This window comes from Hafnia alvei (genome assembly GCF_900095695.1).
Lineage (GTDB): Bacteria > Pseudomonadota > Gammaproteobacteria > Enterobacterales > Enterobacteriaceae > Hafnia > Hafnia alvei_B.
The window spans coordinates 18,791-41,663 of record NZ_FMIQ01000032.1 but is presented as its reverse complement, the minus strand read 5'-3'; the positions used below and the strand labels follow the sequence as shown (position 1 = coordinate 41,663).

At 48.5% G+C, this 22,873-nt stretch carries 23 protein-coding genes; 7 read left to right on the top strand and 16 right to left on the bottom strand.

Going from position 1 to position 22,873, the window contains the following annotated elements; genetic code table 11:
- Positions 1 to 106: 106 nt before the first annotated feature.
- The 4 genes from BN1044_RS09540 to yfbV all read right to left on the bottom strand — a co-directional run bounded on the left by BN1044_RS09540 (position 107) and on the right by yfbV (position 3,972).
- The gene (locus tag BN1044_RS09540) at positions 107 to 1,939 is read right to left on the bottom strand and encodes an SLC13 family permease (protein WP_072308473.1); all 1,833 of its coding nucleotides are present in this window, start codon (positions 1,937 to 1,939) and stop codon (positions 107 to 109) included.
- A gap of 157 nt (positions 1,940 to 2,096) precedes the next feature.
- The gene (locus BN1044_RS09535) at positions 2,097 to 2,750 is read right to left on the bottom strand and encodes a sugar phosphatase (protein WP_072308477.1); all 654 of its coding nucleotides are present in this window, start codon (positions 2,748 to 2,750) and stop codon (positions 2,097 to 2,099) included.
- A gap of 15 nt (positions 2,751 to 2,765) precedes the next feature.
- Positions 2,766 to 3,260 carry a YfbU family protein gene (locus BN1044_RS09530; protein ID WP_072308472.1) on the bottom strand — a complete coding sequence of 165 codons (495 nt, stop codon included), beginning with the start codon at positions 3,258 to 3,260 and terminating at the stop codon, positions 2,766 to 2,768.
- A gap of 256 nt (positions 3,261 to 3,516) precedes the next feature.
- Positions 3,517 to 3,972 (bottom strand): terminus macrodomain insulation protein YfbV, encoded by a 456-nt coding sequence (gene yfbV, locus BN1044_RS09525; protein ID WP_025797871.1) that lies wholly within the window; start codon positions 3,970 to 3,972, stop codon positions 3,517 to 3,519.
- A gap of 404 nt (positions 3,973 to 4,376) precedes the next feature.
- Between yfbV and ackA the strand changes: the two genes are divergently transcribed.
- The 3 genes from ackA to BN1044_RS09510 all read left to right on the top strand — a co-directional run bounded on the left by ackA (position 4,377) and on the right by BN1044_RS09510 (position 8,846).
- Positions 4,377 to 5,576, top strand: a complete 1,200-nt coding sequence (gene ackA / locus BN1044_RS09520) for an acetate kinase (RefSeq protein ID WP_072308471.1) — start codon at positions 4,377 to 4,379, stop codon at positions 5,574 to 5,576.
- 256 nt (positions 5,577 to 5,832) lie between these two features.
- Positions 5,833 to 7,986 carry a phosphate acetyltransferase gene (pta, locus tag BN1044_RS09515; RefSeq protein ID WP_072308470.1) on the top strand — a complete coding sequence of 718 codons (2,154 nt, stop codon included), beginning with the start codon at positions 5,833 to 5,835 and terminating at the stop codon, positions 7,984 to 7,986.
- 197 nt (positions 7,987 to 8,183) lie between these two features.
- Positions 8,184 to 8,846 (top strand): hypothetical protein, encoded by a 663-nt coding sequence (locus tag BN1044_RS09510; protein WP_072308469.1) that lies wholly within the window; start codon positions 8,184 to 8,186, stop codon positions 8,844 to 8,846.
- Positions 8,847 to 9,086: 240 nt separating this feature from the next.
- On the opposite strand, the gene BN1044_RS09505 is transcribed toward BN1044_RS09510, so the two are convergent.
- From BN1044_RS09505 to BN1044_RS09485, 5 genes are all read right to left on the bottom strand, one after another.
- Positions 9,087 to 10,052 carry a transketolase family protein gene (locus BN1044_RS09505; RefSeq protein WP_072308468.1) on the bottom strand — a complete coding sequence of 322 codons (966 nt, stop codon included), beginning with the start codon at positions 10,050 to 10,052 and terminating at the stop codon, positions 9,087 to 9,089.
- Positions 10,049 to 10,879 (bottom strand): transketolase, encoded by an 831-nt coding sequence (locus BN1044_RS09500; RefSeq protein ID WP_072308467.1) that lies wholly within the window; start codon positions 10,877 to 10,879, stop codon positions 10,049 to 10,051. The genes BN1044_RS09505 and BN1044_RS09500 overlap by 4 nt, the downstream gene beginning before the upstream one ends.
- A gap of 9 nt (positions 10,880 to 10,888) precedes the next feature.
- A complete protein-coding gene (locus BN1044_RS09495) occupies positions 10,889 to 12,274 on the bottom strand; it encodes a PTS ascorbate transporter subunit IIC (protein ID WP_072308466.1) in 1,386 nt (461 codons plus the stop codon).
- A gap of 40 nt (positions 12,275 to 12,314) precedes the next feature.
- Complete coding sequence (locus BN1044_RS09490; protein WP_072308465.1) at positions 12,315 to 12,584, bottom strand: PTS sugar transporter subunit IIB; 270 nt, start codon at positions 12,582 to 12,584, stop codon at positions 12,315 to 12,317.
- An 84-nt stretch (positions 12,585 to 12,668) separates the two neighbouring features.
- Positions 12,669 to 13,112 (bottom strand): PTS sugar transporter subunit IIA, encoded by a 444-nt coding sequence (locus BN1044_RS09485; RefSeq protein ID WP_072308464.1) that lies wholly within the window; start codon positions 13,110 to 13,112, stop codon positions 12,669 to 12,671.
- Between the two features lie 308 nt (positions 13,113 to 13,420).
- On the opposite strand from BN1044_RS09485, the gene BN1044_RS09480 reads away from it, so the two are divergent.
- The gene (locus BN1044_RS09480; RefSeq protein WP_072308463.1) at positions 13,421 to 14,440 is read left to right on the top strand and encodes a LacI family DNA-binding transcriptional regulator; all 1,020 of its coding nucleotides are present in this window, start codon (positions 13,421 to 13,423) and stop codon (positions 14,438 to 14,440) included.
- Between the two features lie 19 nt (positions 14,441 to 14,459).
- Here the strand turns inward: BN1044_RS09480 and yfcD are convergent, their stop codons facing one another.
- The 3 genes from yfcD to yfcF form a co-directional block, all read right to left on the bottom strand.
- Positions 14,460 to 15,077, bottom strand: coding sequence for an NUDIX hydrolase YfcD (gene yfcD / locus BN1044_RS09475; protein WP_072308462.1), 618 nt, complete (start codon positions 15,075 to 15,077; stop codon positions 14,460 to 14,462).
- 122 nt (positions 15,078 to 15,199) lie between these two features.
- Positions 15,200 to 15,748: a phosphodiesterase gene (gene yfcE, locus BN1044_RS09470; protein WP_072308461.1), complete on the bottom strand. Its 549-nt coding sequence runs from the start codon at positions 15,746 to 15,748 to the stop codon at positions 15,200 to 15,202.
- A 154-nt stretch (positions 15,749 to 15,902) separates the two neighbouring features.
- Positions 15,903 to 16,547 (bottom strand): glutathione transferase, encoded by a 645-nt coding sequence (yfcF, locus tag BN1044_RS09465; protein ID WP_072308460.1) that lies wholly within the window; start codon positions 16,545 to 16,547, stop codon positions 15,903 to 15,905.
- Positions 16,548 to 16,758: 211 nt separating this feature from the next.
- On the opposite strand from yfcF, the gene yfcG reads away from it, so the two are divergent.
- From yfcG to BN1044_RS09450, 3 genes are all read left to right on the top strand, one after another.
- Positions 16,759 to 17,385, top strand: coding sequence for a GSH-dependent disulfide bond oxidoreductase (gene yfcG / locus BN1044_RS09460; RefSeq protein WP_072308459.1), 627 nt, complete (start codon positions 16,759 to 16,761; stop codon positions 17,383 to 17,385).
- 99 nt (positions 17,386 to 17,484) lie between these two features.
- Positions 17,485 to 17,862, top strand: coding sequence for a dihydroneopterin triphosphate 2'-epimerase (gene folX / locus BN1044_RS09455; RefSeq protein WP_072308458.1), 378 nt, complete (start codon positions 17,485 to 17,487; stop codon positions 17,860 to 17,862).
- Positions 17,863 to 17,932: 70 nt separating this feature from the next.
- Positions 17,933 to 18,838 (top strand): TIGR01777 family oxidoreductase, encoded by a 906-nt coding sequence (locus tag BN1044_RS09450; protein ID WP_072308457.1) that lies wholly within the window; start codon positions 17,933 to 17,935, stop codon positions 18,836 to 18,838.
- Between the two features lie 657 nt (positions 18,839 to 19,495).
- Here BN1044_RS09450 and hisP read toward each other — a convergent pair.
- The 4 genes from hisP to hisJ form a co-directional block, all read right to left on the bottom strand.
- Positions 19,496 to 20,269, bottom strand: coding sequence for a histidine ABC transporter ATP-binding protein HisP (gene hisP, locus BN1044_RS09445; RefSeq protein ID WP_072308456.1), 774 nt, complete (start codon positions 20,267 to 20,269; stop codon positions 19,496 to 19,498).
- Positions 20,270 to 20,279: 10 nt separating this feature from the next.
- A complete protein-coding gene (locus tag BN1044_RS09440; protein ID WP_072308455.1) occupies positions 20,280 to 20,996 on the bottom strand; it encodes an ABC transporter permease in 717 nt (238 codons plus the stop codon).
- Entirely contained in the window at positions 20,993 to 21,679 is a 687-nt protein-coding gene (gene hisQ, locus BN1044_RS09435; protein WP_072308454.1) for a histidine ABC transporter permease HisQ, read from the bottom strand. The genes BN1044_RS09440 and hisQ overlap by 4 nt, the downstream gene beginning before the upstream one ends.
- 77 nt (positions 21,680 to 21,756) lie before the next feature.
- Entirely contained in the window at positions 21,757 to 22,539 is a 783-nt protein-coding gene (gene hisJ / locus BN1044_RS09430) for a histidine ABC transporter substrate-binding protein HisJ (protein WP_072308453.1), read from the bottom strand.
- Positions 22,540 to 22,873 lie beyond the last annotated feature (334 nt).

Genomic DNA, 22,873 nt, shown 5'->3' with positions numbered 1-22,873 from the left:
CCGCCTGCACGATGTATATGCAAGACTCGGTATTTTAGGCGGACGTAATATGCACTGCATCTAAGTAAGAGATTAACTCAACACCTTATGCATACAAAATTCCCCATCAAAACGGAAACAACCACGGCACCACAATCACGCTGGCAATCATCACCAAGATAGTGAACGGCACCCCAATTTTGACGAAATCACCAAAGCTGTAATTCCCCGGCCCCATCACTAGCGTATTCACCGGTGAAGATACCGGCGTCATAAACGCTGCCGACGCGGATATAGCCACGATCATGGCAAACGGATATGGCGAAAGATGCATAGCATGGGCCGTTGCAATGGCTATCGGTGCCATCAGCACCGCGGTTGCCGTGTTGGAAATAAACAGCCCCGTCACCGCGCAGAATACAAACAGGCTCAACAGCACAATCCTTGGCCCCATGCCGCCGACTAAATCCATCAGCACATCAACCGCCAGCGTAATGCCGCCGGTTTTTTGTAAAGCCAAAGCAAACGGCAGCATTCCCACGATCAGTATCAGGCTTGGCCAGTGGATAGATTTATAGGCGCTTTCCATATCAATGCAGCGAAATTTGCCCATTAACATGCAGGCAATCAGCGCAGCAATGGCGTTAGGCACTTCATCCGTCAACATCATGGCAATCATCAACGCCAGACAAAATAACGCGTGCGGCGCCTGACTTATCGCCGGAGCGACGTCATCTACTTCTGCCGGAAGATGCAACACAATGAAATCGCGAGGTTGAAGCTGGAGCTGGCGTATCTGCTTCCAATTACCAATAACCAGTAGAATGTCACCCAGCTGGAGGGGGTCATTCACCAATTTACCTTCCATCGGCACGCCATCGCGGCGGATACCGACAACATTAAGCCCATAGCGAGTACGGAACGCCATTTCACTCAGCGTTTTTCCAATCAGATCGGAATCCGGCACAATCGTGACTTCAGCCATGCCAACGTCACGTGCCTGTTCAGAAAAATACTCGCCGCGCAGTACCATAGGCTCAAGCATCTGTTCGGCACAAAATTCGCGTAAATCCACTTCTGAATCTGACATATCAATCAGCAACACATCACGATCTTTCAGCTCGGTATTACCGATCGCACTCACCATCACGCGACGGAATTTACGCCAGCGCTCAATTCCCACCACGTTAGCGCCATAGCGGCTACGCAAATGCAGCTCATCTAGCGTATGGCCGATGAGCGGTGAACCACTGCGCAAAGCCAAACGACGAGCTCGCCCTGTGAGTTTGTAATCACGAATAAGATCGCGGAAGGTACGGCGTTTCCAGCTATCTTTATCGTTGTCATCCTTGCCACTCGCCAGCCAATTTCTCGCCACCAGCATGTAGCCCACGCCCATCAGCAAAACGATAATCCCCACCGGAGTCACGCTAAAGAAGCTTAAGCCATGAAATCCTTCACGAACTAATTCACTGCTGACGATCATGTTTGGCGGCGTCGCAACCAGCGTCATCATGCCGCTAATCAGTCCAGCAAAACTCAGGGGCATCAATAAACGTGCCGGTGATATTTTCATCCGTGCGGCCACGCTGAGCACCACCGGAATGAATATGGCCACCACCCCCGTCGAGCTCATCACCGCCCCCAATGCGGCAACGGTGATCATCAGCAAAACGAGCATTTTAGCTTCGCTGTCGCCCGCGACCTTCACCAGCCAATCGCCAACCTGATAGGCAACACCGGTGCGAACAAGGCCGTCACCAATAACGAATAATGCAGCAATCAAAATAACGTTGGGATCGCTAAATCCGGCGGTTGCTTCACTCAGTGACAGTGTTCCACTGAGCACAAAGGCAATAATGATCAGCAATGCTACGACATCCATGCGTAACTTGTTGGTAGCAAAAAGAACAATGGCAATCAGCAATAACGTCAAAACCCACAATAATTCGCCGTTCACGACATCTCCCTTTGTGAATTTACTCCGGTAAACTTTGTACGCCAGAGGCCACATTGATGGACTGCAATACCGATGGCATGGGATAGAAACAGCTTAAGAATGCCATAAAAAAAGCCCCGTAATCACGGGGCTTAATCATATTTAGATCAATTACTCTTTATAACGCATGGATTACCACGTAATCCCCTTCCTTCTCAACGCCTATTTGCGTTAGCGAAGTCAGGTTGAGATCGACCAAATCCAGCTTAGGTGCATCCTGAGGTGCATTAACCGCGATCACCTGACAGCCCGCCGACAGCCCAGAAAGGATCCCTGCCGCGGCGTCTTCAACAACCACGCAATCACTCACCGCCAGACCCAGTTTTTGCGCACCCAGTAGATAAGCATCAGGCTCAGGTTTACCGCGAGCAACCTGCTCCGCCGTGATAAACACATCCGGCTTTGGCAGCTGGCCTGCAGCGCGGCGGGCGTAGGCCACGGGAATCGATCCTGATGTGACGATCGCCCATGGAATGTTGAGCTCATCTAAGCGATCCAGCAACGCTTTCGCTCCGGGCAACGCGGTAACGCCATCCGTATCGCGTGATTCAATTTCTTCCAACCAATCATATTCTTGTTGAATACGATCTTCGCTCTCACCAGACATAAAATGCCGCAGCGAGGTGATGGCTTGTTTGCCGTGGATAAAATCCAGAACCTCCTGTGGGTCCACGCCCTGACGTTTCGCCCAGTTTACCCACGAGCGTTCAACGACCGGCAGCGAATCCACCAGTGTTCCATCCAAATCAAACAAAAAACCTTTGCACTTCACAGGCATTCCTCTGTTTTACGCGTTAATAATTTGTGCAATCTCCACTGCGCTCAGATGATACTGGCGCGGGCATGATTGCCAGATTGACAGCATACGCTGGTATTTATCCCACATTTTGGTCTGGGCATTGAATCCATGCGTACCTGAATCGAAGTGAGTGTAACGCCCTTCAGTACCCACCATAAAGCGCACATAGCTGAGATAGCGCGATTCCGTTGCCGCATCAAAGCCCAAGAACTCAAGACGACGAGGCTCAATATCTTGTTTTTCTTTTAAATTATTGAAAGACACCTGCAGTGCATGGTGCATTTCCATAATATTGATAATCGTGCGACAGGTATCTTCGCTCAGCTCGCCAAAATCACGATCGAGTTCGCGCATCTGCAGACCAAAACCGCGTTCGATGATGGTTTGTAAACGACGATAACGCTCGGCGTTATCCGGATCCATCATGGTCATCATCTTGTATTGGTTAGAAAGAATCAGGCGTTGCGCGTTAGTCATTTCCATCTTTGATATCCTCATCGAGCGGCGAAGGTCGAACCTAGGCCGGGGTCAAGTCATGTAAAAGGTGAACTGTATGTTTCGCAGCATGGCATAAGCCTGACATTCTAAATAGTGCTGAACATCACTTTTTTGATTTGGAACGGGGTTTCATGAATGAGAAACTGCTGTAAATTGCTAGCTGGGTATTTTTTTAGCAAAAGAAGTGTGTTTTTGCTACAAATCGATAACTCAAACGAGCAAAAACACACGCCTCCATCGTTTAAATATCATCCAAAAACGTTTTATCTAGCTGTTTAAATGCGCGCTGCAAAACATCGGCCAGTGACTGATAGGTTGGCGTTCCTTCCACCGGAGCCTGTGCTTTTCCTGCTTCCACCAGCTTGGCGCGAATTTCATGAAACCACTGCAATAAGGTTGGCGGCAACGGCGTCACAGAACGTTTACCTAACCACCAAAGCCCTTGCATCGGCAAACTGCAGGCAAACAGCGCCGTGGCAATCGCAGGGCCAAGCTGGCCGCCCAACGCAATCTGCCAAGTTAACGTAAAAATAGCGATCGGCGGCATGAAGCGCACGGCAAAGCGCGTCACCTTCGCAATACGATTTTCAGGAAACATCGGTGCCAAGCGTTTATCACTCGGCCACGTCTTCATATATGTCTGGCCGCGTTGAAAAATCTGGAACCACCCTACGTGGCCGGTTGGCTTAGATGTCATAGGAACCTCAACTTCATTTATAAAAAATCAAAAAACAGTGTAAAATCACAACGTATACTTAGCGGTCTTAAATTTATTTTGTTTTTGGCATCCGCAATCGGTATCCTAGCGCGGCCTTGAGGCCTGTAGAAGCAAAAACAACGTTAATAAAGTGTTTCATTAACGACTGCTTCTTAAAGCTAAGTTTTCAGCATTAAGACCCTGTACAATCTGACAGCGTCTGGCGAAAACCTTGCCGGCAACGCAATGCTTTTTTGAGCACCGCGGTTTTTTAATGCGATGTTCTTCATCATGACGAATTAACACTACGCATGATGTTAATCATAAATGTCGACGACATATTACGCTACGCTTAATGTCTGATTGACTCAATTTCTAACCACGCATAACAAGTAGGTACTTCCATGTCGAAGCTGGTACTGGTTCTTAACTGCGGCAGTTCATCACTGAAATTCGCTATCATCAACGCAGCCAACGGTGAAGAACACCTGTCTGGTTTAGCAGAATGTTTCAGCCTGCCTGAAGCCCGTATTAAATGGAAAATGGACGGCGCTAAGCACGAAGAAGCCTTAGGCGCTGGCGCTGCTCATAGCGAAGCCCTGAACTTCATCGTTAATACTATTCTGGCACAGAAGCCTGAACTGTCTGCATCTTTGACCGCTATCGGTCACCGTATCGTGCACGGCGGCGAGAAATTTACTGAATCAGCGCTGATTACTGATGAAGTACTGCAAGGTATTAAAGATGCGATCCCGTTTGCGCCTCTGCACAACCCTGCGCACCTGATCGGTATCGCTGAAGCGTACAAATCTTTCCCTAACCTGAAAGACAAAAACGTTGCTGTATTTGATACTGCTTTCCATACCACTATGCCGGAAGAGTCTTACCTGTACGCCCTGCCGTACAGCCTGTACAAAGACCACGGTGTACGTCGCTATGGCGCACACGGCACCAGCCACTTCTTCGTTAGCCAAGAAGCAGCGAAAATGCTGAACAAGCCAGTTGAAGAACTGAACGTGATCACTTGCCATCTGGGCAACGGTGGTTCTGTTACTGCGGTTCGTAACGGTAAATGTGTTGACACCTCTATGGGTCTGACTCCGCTGGAAGGTCTGGTAATGGGGACTCGCTCTGGCGATATCGACCCAGCTATCATCTTCCACCTGCATGACTCTCTGGGTATGAGCGTTGAGCAAATCAACAAACTGCTGACCAAAGAATCTGGCCTGTTGGGTCTGACCGAAGTCACCAGCGACTGCCGTTATGTTGAAGATAACTACGAAACCAAAGCTGACGCTAAGCGCGCAATGGACGTATTCTGCCACCGTCTGGCTAAATACATCGGTGCTTACACTGCGCTGATGGACGGTCGTCTGGACGCAGTCGTATTTACCGGCGGCATCGGTGAAAACGCAGCGATGGTACGTGAACTGACTCTGGACAAACTGGGTCTGCTGGGCTTCGAAATCGATCACGAACGCAACCTGGCTGCACGCTTCGGCAAATCTGGCACCATCACTAAAGATGGCAGCCGTCTGGCCGTGGTTATCCCAACCAACGAAGAGTTGGTTATTGCACAAGACGCCTCTCGTCTGACTGCATAAGACGCATCTCAACACCGTCAGCCAAGGCTGGCGGTGTTATTTAAACGGCTTATATACCCAAGTATTTCATGATGCAGGTAGGCGGCAATCGAATGAATCCCGATGAGCTTACATAAGTAAGTGATTCGGGTGAATGAGTGCAGCCAACCCCCCTGCATCTTGAAAGGCGACGGGGATAAACTATCCGACCAAGTTCACCGCGCTGTACCAACCGTCGTTCGTTCGGCCTGTTGAACAACCGTAAAGAGGTTTTATCGTGTCACGTACAATTATGCTGATCCCCACCAGCACCAGCGTTGGCCTGACCAGCGTTAGCTTGGGTGTCATTCGCTCTATGGAGCAAAAAGGTGTTCGTCTGAGCGTCTTCAAACCTATCGCACAGCCACGCACTGGCGGCGATTCTTTAGATCAGACCACCACCATTATCCGCGCTAACTCTTCTATTCCTGCCGCTGAACCGCTGCGCATGTCTCACGTTGAAACGCTGCTGAGCTCTAACCAGCAGGACGTGTTGATGGAAGAAATCGTTGCTCGTTACCACGAAAATACCAAAGACGCAGAAGTTGTTCTGGTTGAAGGCCTGGTTCCAACCCGTAAGCACCAGTTTGCTAACGCGTTGAACTACGAAATCGCCAAAACCCTGAACGCTGAAATCGTCTTCGTTATGGCGCTGGGCAACGACTCCGCTTCTCAGGTTAAAGAGCGTATCGAACTGGCTCGTTCTAGCTTCGGTGGCAGCAAAAACAAAAATATCACCGGCGTTATCATCAACAAGCTGAATGCACCGGTTGACGATCAGGGCCGTACTCGCCCAGACCTGTCTGAAATCTTCGATGATTCCAACAAAGCAAGCATTGCCAATCTGGATACTGCACAGCTGGTTGCTAATAGCCCACTGCCAGTTCTGGGCTGTGTGCCATGGAGCTTCGAACTGATTGCCACACGTGCAATCGATATGGCGAATCACCTGAAAGCACGTATCGTGAATGAAGGCGACATCAAAACGCGTCGTATCAAGTCTGTGACCTTCTGCGCACGCAGCATTCCTCACATGCTGGAACATTTCCGTCCGGGTTCACTGCTGGTGACTTCTGCTGACCGTCCTGACGTTCTGGTTGCCGCTTGTCTGGCTGCAATGAACGGCGTGGAAATCGGCGCGATCCTGCTGACCGGCGGTTACGATATGGACGAGCGCATCGCTAAGCTGTGCGAACGTGCATTCCAGACCGGCCTGCCAGTCTTCATGGTGGACACCAACACGTGGCAAACCTCGCTGAGCCTGCAGAGCTTCAATCTGGAAGTTCCTGCTGACGACCATCAGCGCGTTGAGAAACTGCAAAACTACGTCGCAAGCCACATTGACAGCAAGTGGATTGATTCCCTGTCTGCGGCTTCTGAGCGTTCACGTCGCCTGTCTCCTCCGGCGTTCCGTTACGAACTGACCGAGCTGGCGCGTAAAGCATGCAAACGCGTTGTTCTGCCAGAAGGTGACGAGCCACGTACCGTTAAAGCAGCGGCTATCTGTGCTGAACGCGGCATCGCTGAATGTGTTCTGCTGGGTAACCCAGAAGAAATCCAGCGCGTTGCAGCGGCTCAGGGCGTTGTTCTGGGTAAAGGCATCGAAATCGTTGATCCAAACGTGGTACGTGAGCAATACGTTCCACGTCTGGTTGAACTGCGTAAAAGCAAAGGCATGACCGAAGTTGTTGCTCGCGAACAGTTGGAAGACAACGTTGTTCTGGGCACGCTGATGCTGGAACAAAACCAGGTTGACGGTTTGGTTTCTGGTGCGGTTCACACCACGGCTAACACCATTCGCCCACCGTTGCAGCTGATCAAAACTGCACCGGGCAGCTCTTTGGTATCTTCTGTGTTCTTCATGCTGCTGCCTGATCAGGTTCTGGTTTATGGCGACTGCGCGATCAACCCAGACCCAACCGCAGAACAGCTGTCTGAAATCGCTATCCAGTCTGCAGACTCTGCCGCTGCATTCGGTATCGAACCTCGCGTAGCCATGATCTCTTACTCAACCGGTAACTCTGGTGCAGGTAGCGACGTTGAGAAAGTTCGCGAAGCAACACGTCTGGCTCAGGAAAAACGCCCTGACCTGATCATCGATGGCCCGCTGCAGTATGATGCGGCTATCATGGCTGACGTGGCTAAGTCTAAAGCGCCTAACTCCCCAGTTGCAGGCAAAGCAACCGTGTTCATCTTCCCAGACCTGAACACCGGTAACACCACTTACAAAGCGGTACAGCGTTCTGCTGACCTGGTCTCTATCGGGCCAATGCTGCAAGGCATGCGTAAGCCGGTTAACGACCTGTCCCGTGGCGCGCTGGTAGACGATATCGTCTACACCGTTGCTCTGACGGCGATTCAGGCTGCACAAGCTGCCGATGCTGCTAAGTAATCTCTGATTACGCGTTCAAAAGGCTCCTAATTGGGAGCCTTTTTTATTTCTATTCCCTTCATATGCACCTTGCTCCTGAAAATACAAATTCCTAAAATTTAATTGCTCTTTCATTATGCAAACTAGCTCAAAGTTTTATCATATTTTTTTGTTAGCATTGATTAACACTGCTAATAAATATGGAGTTAAATTGTCTAATGACTACACAAAGGATTCAGAAGTACATTCGCTTGTTTGTATTACTTTTTATCTCTCTCATATCTCTAGTTGCTTATGCATTCATTGCCAAGCTACCATTAGAGGAGTTAATTAAAACTATCGCTATCTCCGTCTTTGCCACCGGTCTTGTTATGTGCGTATATGAATATATTTATGTCAGCCGCGGCGACAAATATTTTGAAGAGATCATCGGCAAAAAAATACCTATCTACTTAAAAATGAAAGAACGGGGTATTGAAAATATATCCGATTCCTTTGAGCTCGATACTTATCAAGATAAAATCATTAACAGTAAAAAATTAACCGTAGTGATGAATGATGGTAAATCATTCATTAGCGCAAACTCTGCTATTTTTAAGAAAAGACTCAATATACCTGGCAAGGAAACCAACCTAGTACTGCTTGACCCTAGATCTGAATTTATAAACTTGCTGAATAGAAAGAATGGGAAAAGCGACTCTGAGTATTATCAACGCAAGCTGATTAACATTTTTGATGAAATATTCCATGATTATGAGGTACACAAAGATCATGACTTCAAAATTTACATTCACAGCATGTTTAATACCATGTCTGTCATTATCTTTGATGATAAGCCTTTATCGCTTGTCGCCAGGGAAATCGATCGTCCCACACTTTGAATTGAAAAATACAGGTGAAGGTTCAGAGTATGCTGAGGTCGTCAATGACGTTAATAAATTGCTAAGCAATCAAGATATTGTCGATATCATAACTAAAGAAAATATATCGAAACTTAAAAGTGATGTTAATCAGATAATAAATAAAGACAAAATTGGCACGGCAGCATAGTAGGCCCTGCACCTAAAAAACAAATGCCATAATATATGGCATTTGTTTTTACATCATACTTTCAAAGCAAACTATCGGCTCTTTTTAAGCAACTCCATCGCCTGTTTCACAATATCCTCCGCCGTCAGTTCATATTCTTGCATCAGGAAATCCTGTGTCCCCACCTGTCCATAGCGTTCTTTTACTCCAACGCGTCGCATCGGCACCGGATGGTTTTCCACCAGCACTTCTGCCACGGCTGAACCAAGCCCGTTATGAATGCTATGGTTTTCACAGGTAACGATTCGCCCTGTTTTCGCAGCGTATTCAATAATCAGATCTTTATCGATAGGCTTAAGCGTAAACATGTCTATAACCGCAGCGCTGTAACCTTGCTGAGCAAGCACTTGTGCCGCTTGCAGAGCTTCAGCCACCATAATCCCATTGGCAATCAGCGTGATATCTTTGCCATCTTGTAAAACCTTGCCTTTGCCAATGGTGAATTCTGTACCGTCAGGATAAATGGTGTATGCCTGCTTACGGATGGTTCTCACCCAGTGAAAACCTTTTAAATCCACCAGTTGGCGTAGAATGTTTTGGAACATCGTGGCATCCGTCATCTCCATCACCACGGAGTGGGCAAGACCACGCACAATCCCCATATCTTCAAAAGACATATGAGTTCCGCCGTTATGGCAAGCGCTGACGCCAGCATCCGATGCAATCACCTTCACATTATTTTTTTGATAATCAACCGACATAAACAGCTGATCAAAACAGCGGCGACTAGCGAAAGCAGTGAAAGTATGCACAAACGGAACGCGTCCGGCTAAAGAGAGGCCTGCCGCAGTACCGATAACGTTGGCCTCCATAATTCCACAGTTAATAACCTGATGGGGGAAATCGCGGTGAACGCTGTCCATGGCCATAGAGCTCATCAAATCAGCTTCTAGCGCTATTACCGGCGTATTCGCGATGAACTGATCGCGCATCGCCTGGGCATAAACCTTGCGCATTTCCATTTTATCTTTCTGTAACGGCAGGAATTCATGGATCATAGCGTTGCCTCCAGTGTTGCGATCGCTTGCTGCATTTCCGCTTTAATATGGTCAGTTAGGCGCAGGTGATGTGAATTGGGCAGTTGCTCAATATACGGAACGCCCTGACCTTTGATGCTGTCGAGAAGTACCACTTGCGGGCGCTGTTCGCCGCTTCGGACAGGAGCAATGGCCTCGTAAATAGCGGCAATATCGTCGCCTTTCACGCTGAGCACATCAAAGCCGAATGCGCTAAATTTCGCGTTGAGATCGAATGGCTTGATGACCTCATCTAAGGTGCCATCCAGCTGCTGCTTGTTGTAGTCAATAAACAGCGTCAGGTTATTCAGATTATGGTGGGCGATAAACTGGAAAGCTTCCCAGCACTGACCTTCATTCAATTCGCCGTCGCCCAAAATACAGAATACGCGGTTTTTACGTCCTGCCAGCTGATGTGCCAGCGCCATCCCTGTCGCAATTGAAACACCCTGCCCTAACGAGCCGGTCGTCGCATCAACGCCACGAGTTAGCAAACGGTCGGGATGACTGGGGAAATGGGTTCCATTTTCGTTTAGCGTGGCTAACTCTTCACGAGGGAAATAGCCTTTTAACGCCAAAGCACTATATAACGCGGGCCCTGCATGCCCTTTAGACAGCACAAAATTATCGCGCTCAGGCCACTGTGGCTGAGCAGGATCAACCTTCATCACTGTGCCATACAATACCGCCAACGTTTCAACCACCGACATTGAGCCACCGTAGTGACCAAAGCCCAGATTCGTTAACGCTTTTAAGGTTTCTACGCGAATTTCTGTTGCGTAGCGTTGAACCTCTTTCAGGTTAAGCATAGTTACCCCTTATTTATTGGCGCCATTAGCGGAGGTGGATGGAGAGCTCTTGCGTGAGAAGAAGTAGTTATGTGCCACCAGCGCTACGAATATCGCGATAATGACGGCCATAATCATGTCTTTATTCATAAAGCGCGCCATGTTGCCTAGCACAATACCAATGCCGCCAAAATCGGCGTCCGAGAACGTGGTATTGGCAAAACCGAGCGCGCCTAGAACTGGCAACAATAGAACCGGCAGGAAGGTAATCAGCAGGCCATTAGCAAATGCGCCGATCATGGCACCACGGCGGCCACCGGTGGCATTGCCGAAGACCCCTGCCGTTGCCCCCGTAAAGAAGTGAGGAACAACGCCTGGTAAAATCAGCACCAGATTAAATTGGCCTAAGAGGAACAGCCCCACCAGCCCGCCGAGGAAACTAAATAGGAAACCAATCAATACTGCGTTTGGGGCGTAAGGGTAAACCACGGGGCAATCAAGCGCAGGACGTGCATTGGGGACTAAACGCTCAGAAAAACCTGTAAATGCAGGAACGATTTCAGCCAAAATTAAGCGAACGCCTTGCAGAATAATGAATACGCCAGCCGCAAAGGTAATCGCCATAATGATGGAATAGACCAAATAGTTTTGGCCGGCGCTATAGGTGGCTTCGACGAAATCAGAGCCTGCGCTCACCGCCATAATCAGGTAAATCACCATCATGGTCAGAGAGATGGAGATGGAACTGTCGCGTAAGAAGCTAAGGTTTTTAGGCAGATTCATCTCTTCGGTTGAGCGCGATCCTTTACCCACGCGTCCACCAATCCAGCCGGAAAGGATATAGCCTAATGTGCCAAAATGGCCAAAAGCGATATCGTCATTGCCAGTGATTTTACGCATATATCGCTGCGCCAAAGCAGGGAAAAAGGCCATAACTAAACCGAGCGTTAATGCCCCCGTAAAGACTAATTGCACACCTTCAAATCCGGCGACGGTCAATATAATGCCGATCATGCACGCCATATAAAACGTGTGGTGTCCGGTTAAGAATATGTACTTAAGCTTGGTAAAGCGTGCCACCACAATATTGGCAACCATACCAAATGCCATGATTAGCGCAGTCGCAGCGCCATATTTTTCTAATGCAATAGAGACTATCGCTTCATTATTAGGAATGATGCCCTGAATATTAAAGGCATGCTCAAACATACCTCCCAATGGGTTGAGTGAGCTGACAAGAACGCCAGCACCACCGCCTAAAACAATAAAACCTAGAATAGTTTTTACGGTTCCTTTCACAACATCGCTGAAAGATTTTTTCTGAGCCAATAAACCAACAAGAGCAATAATACCGACGAGAACTGCAGGAACTTTTAATATATCAACGATGAACTTCAGCGTTTCTTGGATAAACATATCCGCCTCGCTAATTATCTAAGAGAAGTTGTCGATTATTTTATTTATTGAAATAAGCCCGTAGCTTTTTTTCAAGTTCATTAATATCAATAATATTGGTAATAACAATTAGCTGGTTATCTGGGATGCTGGCACTGGCAGCAATATCCTTCGCCATTACAAACAAGTCGGCTTCGCTGGGAATAGCCGATGAAAGGTCGGAGTGCTCAACATCAGCCTCAACGCCAATTTTCTTAAGCACTTTTTTAATATTCATTTCCACCATAAAACTACTGCCCAAACCTGAACCACATATCGCCATAATCTTCATTATTCAATCCTCGGTGAGTTTTTAAACACAGAGATCCCACAGGGAATCCTGTTATTTTTATGGGGTTATTGATTTAAATAGCTCTTAAAATTTCTCGATGATAGATTTAATCTCCTCTCGCGTAGCGGCATTGTGAATTTTTTTTACCGCATCATCATCTGAGAAAAACTCTGCCAGATGAGAAATCAATTCAATATGGCTGTGGCTGTCAGGCGCTGAGAGCATCACAATTAAATTAACCGGATCATTGTCAGCGGAATAGAATAAAACATCTTGTTTCACGCTCAGCAATGAAAGTCCTAAAGACTTGGCACCTTCTTCTGGCCTTGCATGCGGCATCGCAATACCCGGAGCTAAAACATAATAGGGACCCAGCTTTTCATGTTGCAGATAAATAGCGGCAAGGTAATCGGGAGTAATAATACCTTTTTGTAATAACGGCTGGGCGCTGAGCCTCACAGCCTCTTGCCACGTATCCACACTTTCGCGAATTTGTATGGTGTCATCAGTTAACCAAGTATTCAGCATTGTCTCTCCTAAGCGGATGACCTCTGTTGATAACCCTAACTGCCGGCCATTTTGACCATTGATTATCAGCAAATGGGGTGGTGTAAAGAGACGATACCTTTAAAGATAGCGCTACCAAAAACGCTATCTGTTAGATTTGTGATAGCGCTATCAAAAATAGATGCTTAATCTATGAACAGAGATGACGTATATCTCATAACGCTAAGTACATGGCAATATCGCTACCAAAGCCTGTAGTAGTTTTATGATTAATCTCTTTTTTTAGCTAAAATAGCGCCATTGCAGCCTAGGCTCCGTTAGGAACAAGCATGTCCATTATTAAAAAACGACGTAGTACCGGCAGAGTCACGCTGGCCGATGTAGCCCGCCATGCTGGTGTTGGTTCAATGACCGTATCACGTGCTCTACGCACGCCCGATCAGGTATCGGACAAGCTAAGAGAAAAAATTGAGTCTGCCGTTAGCGAACTGGGCTACGTGCCAAATCTTGCCGCCAGCGCTCTAGCGTCTGGGGCTGGCCGCACTATTTCGGTGGTGGTTCCCTCGTTTACCGAAGCAGGCTGCGCTCAAATGCTGGCTGGGCTACAAAGCGTATTACAACCGGCAGGATTCCAACTGACACTCTCAGAATCCCAACGAGATGAAGAGCGCGAAGCCAACATGCTAGAAAACCTGCTTTCGGCCAGCCTTGCCGCGGTGGTGCTACTTAGCACCGAGCAAAGCGATAACACCCGTCAATGGCTGAAAAATGCAGAAATTCCGGTGGTTGAAATCGGCGCCATGCGCGAAGATCCCATCGATATCAATATTGGGATAGATTATGCCGACGCGATGTTTAACCTGACACGCTATGTCATCGAGCGAGGATATGAAAACATTGGCTTACTCTGTGCGAATCAAGAGCCGTGGGTATTTCAGCAGCACCTTCATGGCTGGCATCAGGCGCTGTTGCGTAGCCATTTCTCACCGCATCGGGTTATTAACGCTGCTGAACCCGCCAATTTCTCAACCGGCGCAAACCTGTTACCCGAATTTATTCTGGCTTGGCCAGAAATTGATGCGCTGATCTGTGCGTCTGACGAATTAGCCTGCGGAGTATTGTATGAATGCCAAAGAAGGCATATCCGTATACCAAGCCAGCTAGCCGTTGTGGGTTTCGGTAATCGGGATGTGAGTCAGGTATGTCAGCCGCCGTTAACCACAACCGCCGTACCTTTTAAAGAGATTGGTATTCAGGCCGCCAACGCCCTATTGGCGCGCCTGAATCAGCAAGCAACCAGAGTCACTATTCCTGTCAGCTCAGTGTTATGCAAACGGAGCAGTTGCTAAGCTGACAGTACTGGAATCGCTACTCTTCGCTTTCGTTCTGCGGCACACCGTTTTCCGCTTCAGATTCGCTAGGCGCTTTCGCCGATGATGTGGTTTTTTGGATACACATCGGCTGGTAGTGTTTATCGCTATTACGCGTCATCCACAAAGAGAGCGCCTTCAGTGAATCAGGGGTAAAGCTATCGCACTCCGCCGTGATTTCCTCTGGGGTCATCCAGCGAACCGACTCAACCTCTTCTTCCTGTAGCGCAAACGGGCCGTGAGAAACACAGCTAAACAGCCCACCCCATACGCGGCAGTTGTCTTGTTCAAAATAGAACATACCGTGATCGGCAAAGGGAACGCCTGCAATGCCAAGCTCCTCTTCTGCTTCTCGGCGCGCTGACTCCAACATATTTTCACCACTTTGCACCACGCCGCCGGCGGTAGCATCGAGCCATCCAGGGTAAAAATCTTTGTTATCAGTGCGTTTCTGAACCAGGATCTGCCCCATTCCATTGTGAACCACAATATAGGTTGCACGGTGACGCAGACATTGCGCGCGCATCTGCGCGCGAGTTGATTGCGCGATGACATCATTGTTTTCATCAACAATATCAACCCACTCCAACTCGGTGTTGAGCGTTTGTTCCACCATCCTCTGAAACCTTTTTCTTAGCGTACTGCTGTACGCGGTTTGTTCATCGCACCTGCTTTATGGTTCACATCTGTAGACGCTACAGCGGTGAAAGCAGATCCTACCGAAAATGCCATAAATAATCAGTCGATTACGACTTCTGCCAGTATCTCTGTACCGTACAGGGCGCACACTTTTAAGACCCCGTTTTCAAATATCCCAAAACTAGGCACATGCCCACCTTTGGGTAAGCTAACAGAGCCTGGATTGAAGCAGTAGATATCACCGCGTTGTTCTGCCACCGGTAGATGCGTGTGTCCGTAGACCAGCACATCTTTTGGGCTTAATGGTGGTAACTCCGCTGGATGATAAAGGTGACCATGGGTTAAAAACAATCTTTGATTATCGAGCAAAATTTGCTGCCAAGGCGCCATCATCGGGAATTTCAGCAGCATCTGATCGACTTCACTATCGCAATTGCCGCGAACTGCGATGATCTTGTCAGCAAACTTATTTAGCTGCTCTGCAACCTGCGGCGGGTTATAGCCTTCAGGTAGCGGATTTCGTGGGCCGTGATTGAGCACATCTCCCAGAATAATCAGCCACTGGCTTTCGCTTTGTTCAAACAACTCAAGCACGCGCTGGGTCGTGGTGAGAGATCCATGGATATCAGAGGCAAACATCAGCTTCATATACGGTTCTCGTTAAATAAGAATAATCCCTATGGCGTTACAAATGCCCATAGTGTAGCGAATGGCCATAGTGTAACGATGGCTATCATCGCCCGCCAGCATACAACGCATTGTTTGCCTACTTTTAACCTGATTGCTTCATTAGTTGCTGCTTTTAACGCCGCTTTGCCGCCGATAAGGCCAGCCATTGGCACACTGATGCGCGTTGCCATTGGAAATGCGCATAGTCCGCGATACGTTCTGGCACAGGATCCCCCGCCATCACCAAACGATTTAGCATTAAAGCTAAGTCCGTATCCGCAATGCACCATTCTCCGAATAAGTTCTGATGTCCTTCAATCAACAATCGCTCAACCCCTGCAATTAGCTTGGCTGCCGCATATTCGCCTTCTAGGCTCAACGCGGGCGGTTTGAGCCCGGCAAAAATAACTTCGGTGGAGCGCTCTTGTCGAATTGGCATTAAATCGCTGCGCAGCCACGCTTGGATTTCGCGCGCCTTGGCTCTTTTTTGCTTATCTCTTGGATAAAGAGAAGCAAAGTCAGGCGCAGCGAAAACTTCATCAAGGTATTCAGTGATAGCCGAAGACTCAGAAAGAGAGAAATTTTCATGTAACAGCGTCGGCACTCTGCGCGTTAATGAGAGCTCGGCATACGCCTCCTGCTGGTTTTCACTCTTAGCTAAATTAACCGGCTCAAGTTCAAATCTAACTCCCTTTTCTTTTAACGCCACATAAACAGACATCACATACGGACTGAAAAAGTTGCTATCAGAATACAGCGTAATTTTCGGCTGGCTCATCTTCTCTCCTGTCGACACTTGGCAGTCATTGGAATCTCAGTATTACACGTTTGTGTATTTTTGCAGCGCTGAAGTTACCCCTGTTCAGGTGATATTTCACTCAGTCTGAATTATACATTTTTGCAACATCACCGCTTTCACCACCGAGCCTTTTGGACTATAGTCAGAGAGATAAGCTTCCTCTTACCGCTTGATTTTTCTGGGAGACATCATGATCGACCTGTATTACGCACCGACACCAAACGGCCATAAAATTACTCTTTTCCTCGAAGAATCTGGCCTAGCCTATCAAATTCATCGCATCGACATCGGCGCTGGCGATCAGTTTAAACCTGAGTTTTTAGCCATCTCCCCTAACAACAAAATCCCAGCCATTGTAGACCGACAGCCTGTAGATGGTGGCGTACCGCTGAGCCTGTTTGAATCAGGTGAAATACTGCTTTATCTCGCTGAGAAAACGGGCCGTTTCATGAGCCAAGAATTACGTTCACGCGCGGCCACGCTACAATGGTTATTCTGGCAAGTCGGCGGCTTTGGCCCAATGCTGGGGCAAAACCACCACTTCAATCACTACGCGCCACAGCCCGTTCCCTATGCAATTGAACGGTATCAGGTTGAAACTAAACGCCTCTATACCGTTCTCGACAAGCAGTTGAAAAAGCATGCCTATGTATCGGGTGATGAATACAGCATCGCGGACATGGCGATTTATCCGTGGGTAGTTCCACATGCCCGCCAACGCATCGATTTAGAGGATTTTCCTGCCGTACGTAACTGGTTTGAACGCATCTCAGCCCGTCCTGCAACGAAGAAAGCCTACAGTTTGCCGCAAGACTAATCGATATAGGCCAGCTGATGCTGGCCACTTCTTCTCTATTATCATCGTAATGCTTTCCCTGTATGCTGAATGCGACATCGCATTTGATAAGGACACCCTATGAGCTTTTTACAGCCTGATGCCATTATTCGTATTAAAAACCTGCGGCTGCGCACTTTCATTGGGATAAACGAAGAAGAAATCAAGAATAAACAAGACGTTGTTATCAACGTTGTGATCCATTACCCAGCAGAGCAGGCGCGGAAAAGCGAGAATATCGCCGATGCGCTCAACTATCGTACGATAACGAAACGTATCATTGCACACGTTGAGGATCATCGTTTCGCGCTGCTGGAAAAATTAACTCAGGATGTCCTCAACATCGCTTGTGAACACCACTGGGTCACCTATGCTGAAGTAGAGGTCGATAAGCTTTACGCCCTGCGCTATGCAGATTCTGTCTCGATGACCATGCGTTACCGCAAGGCTAATGAATAGCGACATATACCCTAAATAACTCGTGTTATATCAAGGGTGATAGACATATCCCTGATCTTGGAGAAGGCTTATGCGTATTTTTATCACTGGCGGAACGGGGCTTATCGGCAAACCTCTTTGCCAACGTCTGCTGACGCTGCACCACGAGCTCACGGTTTTAACCCGCGATCCGCAGAAAGCGAGGGAAAAGCTCGGCGATAACGTTCACTACGTAACATCTTTGGAAGCGCTTTCAACGCTGGATGGCTACGACGCCGTGATTAATCTGGCCGGTGAGCCTATCGCGGATAAACGCTGGACGGAAGAGCAGAAACAGCGTCTTTGCCATAGCCGCTGGGATATTACCGAACGCCTTGTCGAACTGATTCATAACAGCGCCACGCCGCCTTCATCGCTGCTTTCCGGTTCGGCCGTGGGATATTATGGCGACCAAGGTGAAGCGTTAGTCACCGAAGAAGATACCCCACATCATGAGTTTACCCACGATCTCTGCGCGCGTTGGGAAGGCATTGCGTTACAGGCCTCCAGCGACAAAACGCGCGTCTGCCTGATGCGCACCGGAATCGTTCTGGCCTCAGACGGTGGCGCATTAAGTAAAATGCTTCCTCTTTTCCGCCTCGGTTTAGGTGGCGAAATGGGCAATGGTCGGCAATATATGCCGTGGATCCACATTGATGACATGGTCAACGCCATTCTCTACTTGTTGGAGTGTCCAACGCTCAACGGTCCGTTCAACATGACTTCGCCCTATCCCGTTCACAATGAACAATTTATCGCCACGCTAGGCGAGATTTTAGGCCGCCCTACGGTGGTGCGTACCCCTGCGTTTGCAATAAAAACCCTCATGGGTGAAGCCAGCGTACTGGTCCTCAGTGGACAGCGAGCTATTCCCAAAAGGCTGGAAGAAGCTGGGTTTGGGTTCAGATATTTTGAACTGGAAGATGCGTTGAGAAATGTGTTGGGGAAGGAGTTTTAAGTAGGGGAAAGATTTTATTCGCTAGCGAGTATGCAGCCTTCGTGTAAGGTTTCGTCTGCCAAGTGTGTATGTAACCTTCGTGTAAGGTTTCGTCCGCCTTTCCATAACGGCATTCATATATGAACTGAGTTGTAGGCGACCGATGAGGGGCGCCAGCGCGCGCCCCTTCAATCCTCGCGCTTTTACCCGAGATGCCATTTCCGCACCGGGTCGGCATGCGCCATCCTTGGCGCCTCCTCCCCTCGTGAAAACATCCTGTTTTCACTGCTCTCACTACCAAGACTTAAACCATTAAAAAGACAAAGAGACAAAGAGACAAAGAGACAAAGAGACAAAGAGACTAAATTATCTTTTATCTTTCCCTTGTTGGATGGAATGCATTTTAGAGCCGCCAGCAGGGACGCTGGCGGCAGGTTGAGGGCGCACAGGACGTGCGCTCCGAAACCGGTCGGCCAAACAACTCGGTAAAAAGCGCGAGAGTCGAGAGGTTGCGCGCCAGCAACCTTTCGTCGGACGCCTACGCCAACAGTTTCATAAAAACGCGAATGTTCACAGGCGTACAAAACCTTTCACAGCTATTACATAAAAGAGCCTGGATGTCATAAGCATACGAAACCTTTCACCTTAACCATATAAACAATCGCTGAAATCCGCCCCCTACTTCATTGCCCCCGACAAAAACTGCTGCAGCCTCGTACTCTTCGGACTGCCAAATACCAACTCCGGTGGCCCCTGTTCTTCAATCACGCCCTGATGCAAAAAGATGACGTGGCTAGAAACATTACGGGCAAAGCCCATTTCATGCGTCACAACCACCATCGTTTTCCCCTCTTCGGCCAGCTTTTGCATAATACGCAACACCTCACCAACCAGTTCCGGGTCGAGCGCAGACGTCGGCTCATCAAACAACAGCACCTCAGGTTCCATCGCTAATGCACGGGCGATGGACACGCGCTGTTGCTGGCCACCAGAAAGATTGATGGGGTATTTACCTCGTGCTCTTTCATCAATCCCTACTTTTTCCAGATAGCGGATAGCTCGCTCGCGTGCCTCTGATTTACTCAGACCAAGCACTTGAATCGGCGCTTCCATCACGTTTTCTAACACCGTCATATGGCTCCACAGATTGAAATGCTGGAATACCATCGTCAAACGTGTACGCAGCAATCGCAGCTGCTTTTTATCACCCACTTTTAATTGACCGTCCGTATCTCTCACTAAGCCGATATCAGTACCGTTGATGGCAATCGATCCTTCGCTGGGTTTTTCCAAAAAATTAATGCAGCGTAAAAACGTGCTTTTCCCCGATCCGGAAGATCCGATAATGCTAATCACATCGCCTGCCTGAGCGGTCAGCGACACGCCCTTAAGCACTTCATGATCGCCATAGCGTTTATGCAATTCGATAACGTTAAGTTTTATTGGGTTCATAAACGGCAGCTCAGTGAGTTAACGAGGGATTTACGTGCGCCATCCAGCGTTTTTCCGCTTTACGAAACAACCGAATGAGCACATAAGAAATAGTCAGGTACAACACTGCGGCAATGCCGAACGCGGTAAATGGCTGATAGGTTGCAGAGTTAATATCCCGCGCCACTTTCAGCAAGTCCGGCACCGTGGCAGTAAACGCCAGCGCCGTCGAATGCAACATCAGAATCACTTCATTGCTGTACGCGGGTAACGCCGTGCGTAATGCCGATGGCAAAATGATGCAGCGATAGAGTTTAAAACGCGAGAATCCATAAGCATTGGCAGCTTCGATTTCCCCATGAGGTACCGCACGGATCGCTCCGGCGAAGATTTCAGTGGTATAGGCACAGGTATTCAAGGTTAATGCCAGCAGCGTACAGTTAAGCCCGCTACGGAAAAACGCGTTCAACAGTTCGGTTCCTTTCACAATCTCCAGCGTGTACATGCCTGAATAAAAAACCAACAGCTGAACATACAGCGGTGTGCCACGAAACCCCCATGTAAAACACCAAACCGGCGTTGAAATCCAGCGATTCGGTGAGACTCGCGCCACGGAAAGCAAGACGGCAAGCACGCCCCCCATCACCACCGAGACAATCAACAACCACAGCGTGATGGCGATCCCGGTAAAACGAAAACCATCGGTCCAGAGCAATGATTTCCAATACTCATGAATAATCTCATTCATAGCTCGGCCCTTCTCACGCCCGCTGAATAACGCTTCTCAAGCAACAACAGCACGCCATTCGACAGCGTGGTAAACAGCAGATAGACAACGCCAGCCACAATGGCGAAGTAAAACGGCTGCCAAGTCCCCTTACCTGCAATCTGAGTAGCTTTCACCAAATCATCTAAGCCAAGTAATGAAACCAACGCTGTCGCTTTCAGGATCACCTGCCAGTTATTACCAATCCCCGGCAGGGCATACCGCATCATCGCGGGAAACAAAATGCGTCGAAAAATCTTGCTGCTGGAAAAACCAAGTGACGTAGCCGCTTCTATCTGACCTTTTGGCACCGCCATAAATGCGCCGCGAAAAGTTTCGGTAAAATAGGCACCATAGATAAAACCCAGCGTGATCACGCCAGCGACCAGCGGATCGATATTAAACTGCGACCAGCCCAATAAATCAGTCAGCTGGTTTAACATCATCTGTAGGCCGTAGAAGATCAGCAGCATTAACACCAGATCGGGAACGCCGCGGATCAGCGTGGTGTAACCTTCAAAGATCGTCGCAAGGACGGATGAACGAGAGAGCTTGGCGGCGGCCCCAATTAAACCGATCGCAACGGCAAGCAGCACCGAGCTCACGGCCAGTTCCAGCGTAACGAGGGCACCATTAAGAATAAGTTGGGAGTAGCCTTGTAGCATTATTCAACCTGCCATTTCATAGCGTACCACTTAACCCACAGGCACCCGCCTCAAAGCGGTGGGTGCCTGACCTCGGATTAACCGCCGTAAACGTTAAAATCAAAATACTTTTTGGCGAACTTATCGTAGGTGCCATCTTTACGCATTGAATCAAACGCTTTATCCAAGGCAACTTTCAGTTCAGTTTCATCTTTACGCAGACCCATTCCGGTACCCACGCCAAAAATGGCGTTATCTTTTACCGACGGTCCGGCAAACGCATAATCCTTACCGACTGGCTGTTTCAGGAAACCTTCGCTCGCAGCAACTTCATCCTGAAACGCGGCATCAATTCGGCCTGCGGCCAAATCAGCGTAAATTAAATCCTGATTTTGATAAGGCACCACATCAACGCCTTGCGGACGCCAATGCTGGTTGGCATAGGTTTCCTGCGTCGAGCCTTGCAATACGCCTACGTGCTTACCTTTAAGAGAGTCCAACGTTGGCTGAATCGGCGAGCCTTTAGCTGCTACGAGGCGAGAATCTGCCGCGTAGAGTTTTTCAGTGAAGGCGATTTCTTTCTGGCGCTTTTCGGTAATCGACAGGGACGAAATGATGGTGTCGATTTTTTTGGCTTTCAGTGAAGGGATCAGCGCGTCAAAATCGCTTTCCACGAAAGTGCATTGGGTATTGATTCGCTTGCACAGCTCTTTAGCCAAATCAATATCAAACCCAACCAGCTGGCCTTGCGGATTTTTAGAGGAAAACGGCGCATAGGTTGGATCGGTACCCACACGGATGTGATCGGGAACCGCAGCAAACACGCTGGAAGAACCTACCATCGCCAAAAACAGAGATACCGCTAGGACGTGCTTCTTCATACTCTACCCTCAAGAAAACGGTTTATGGTCGTGATGTTTTATGTTGACTGCATCACCGTGATGCAGCGTGTCGAACTCAATGGTTAGACTTAAAATTGTTATAGGTTTGCAAGCGAGGCGTGCATTGAAATCTTTAGCAGGTTTCATGCCATCCCGTATTCCGCGACGAAACGTTCTGCACAAACGGCGCTGAGAATATGCAGAACTACGCGGTATAACAGGCTTCAGAGAAATGGGCTACTCTGCCTCGCTTTAGCAAAGATAGAGCAGCAATAGCAAAACGACAGGTTCAAGAGGGGGAAAAACAGACTTTATGCACCAAAGGTGATCAATG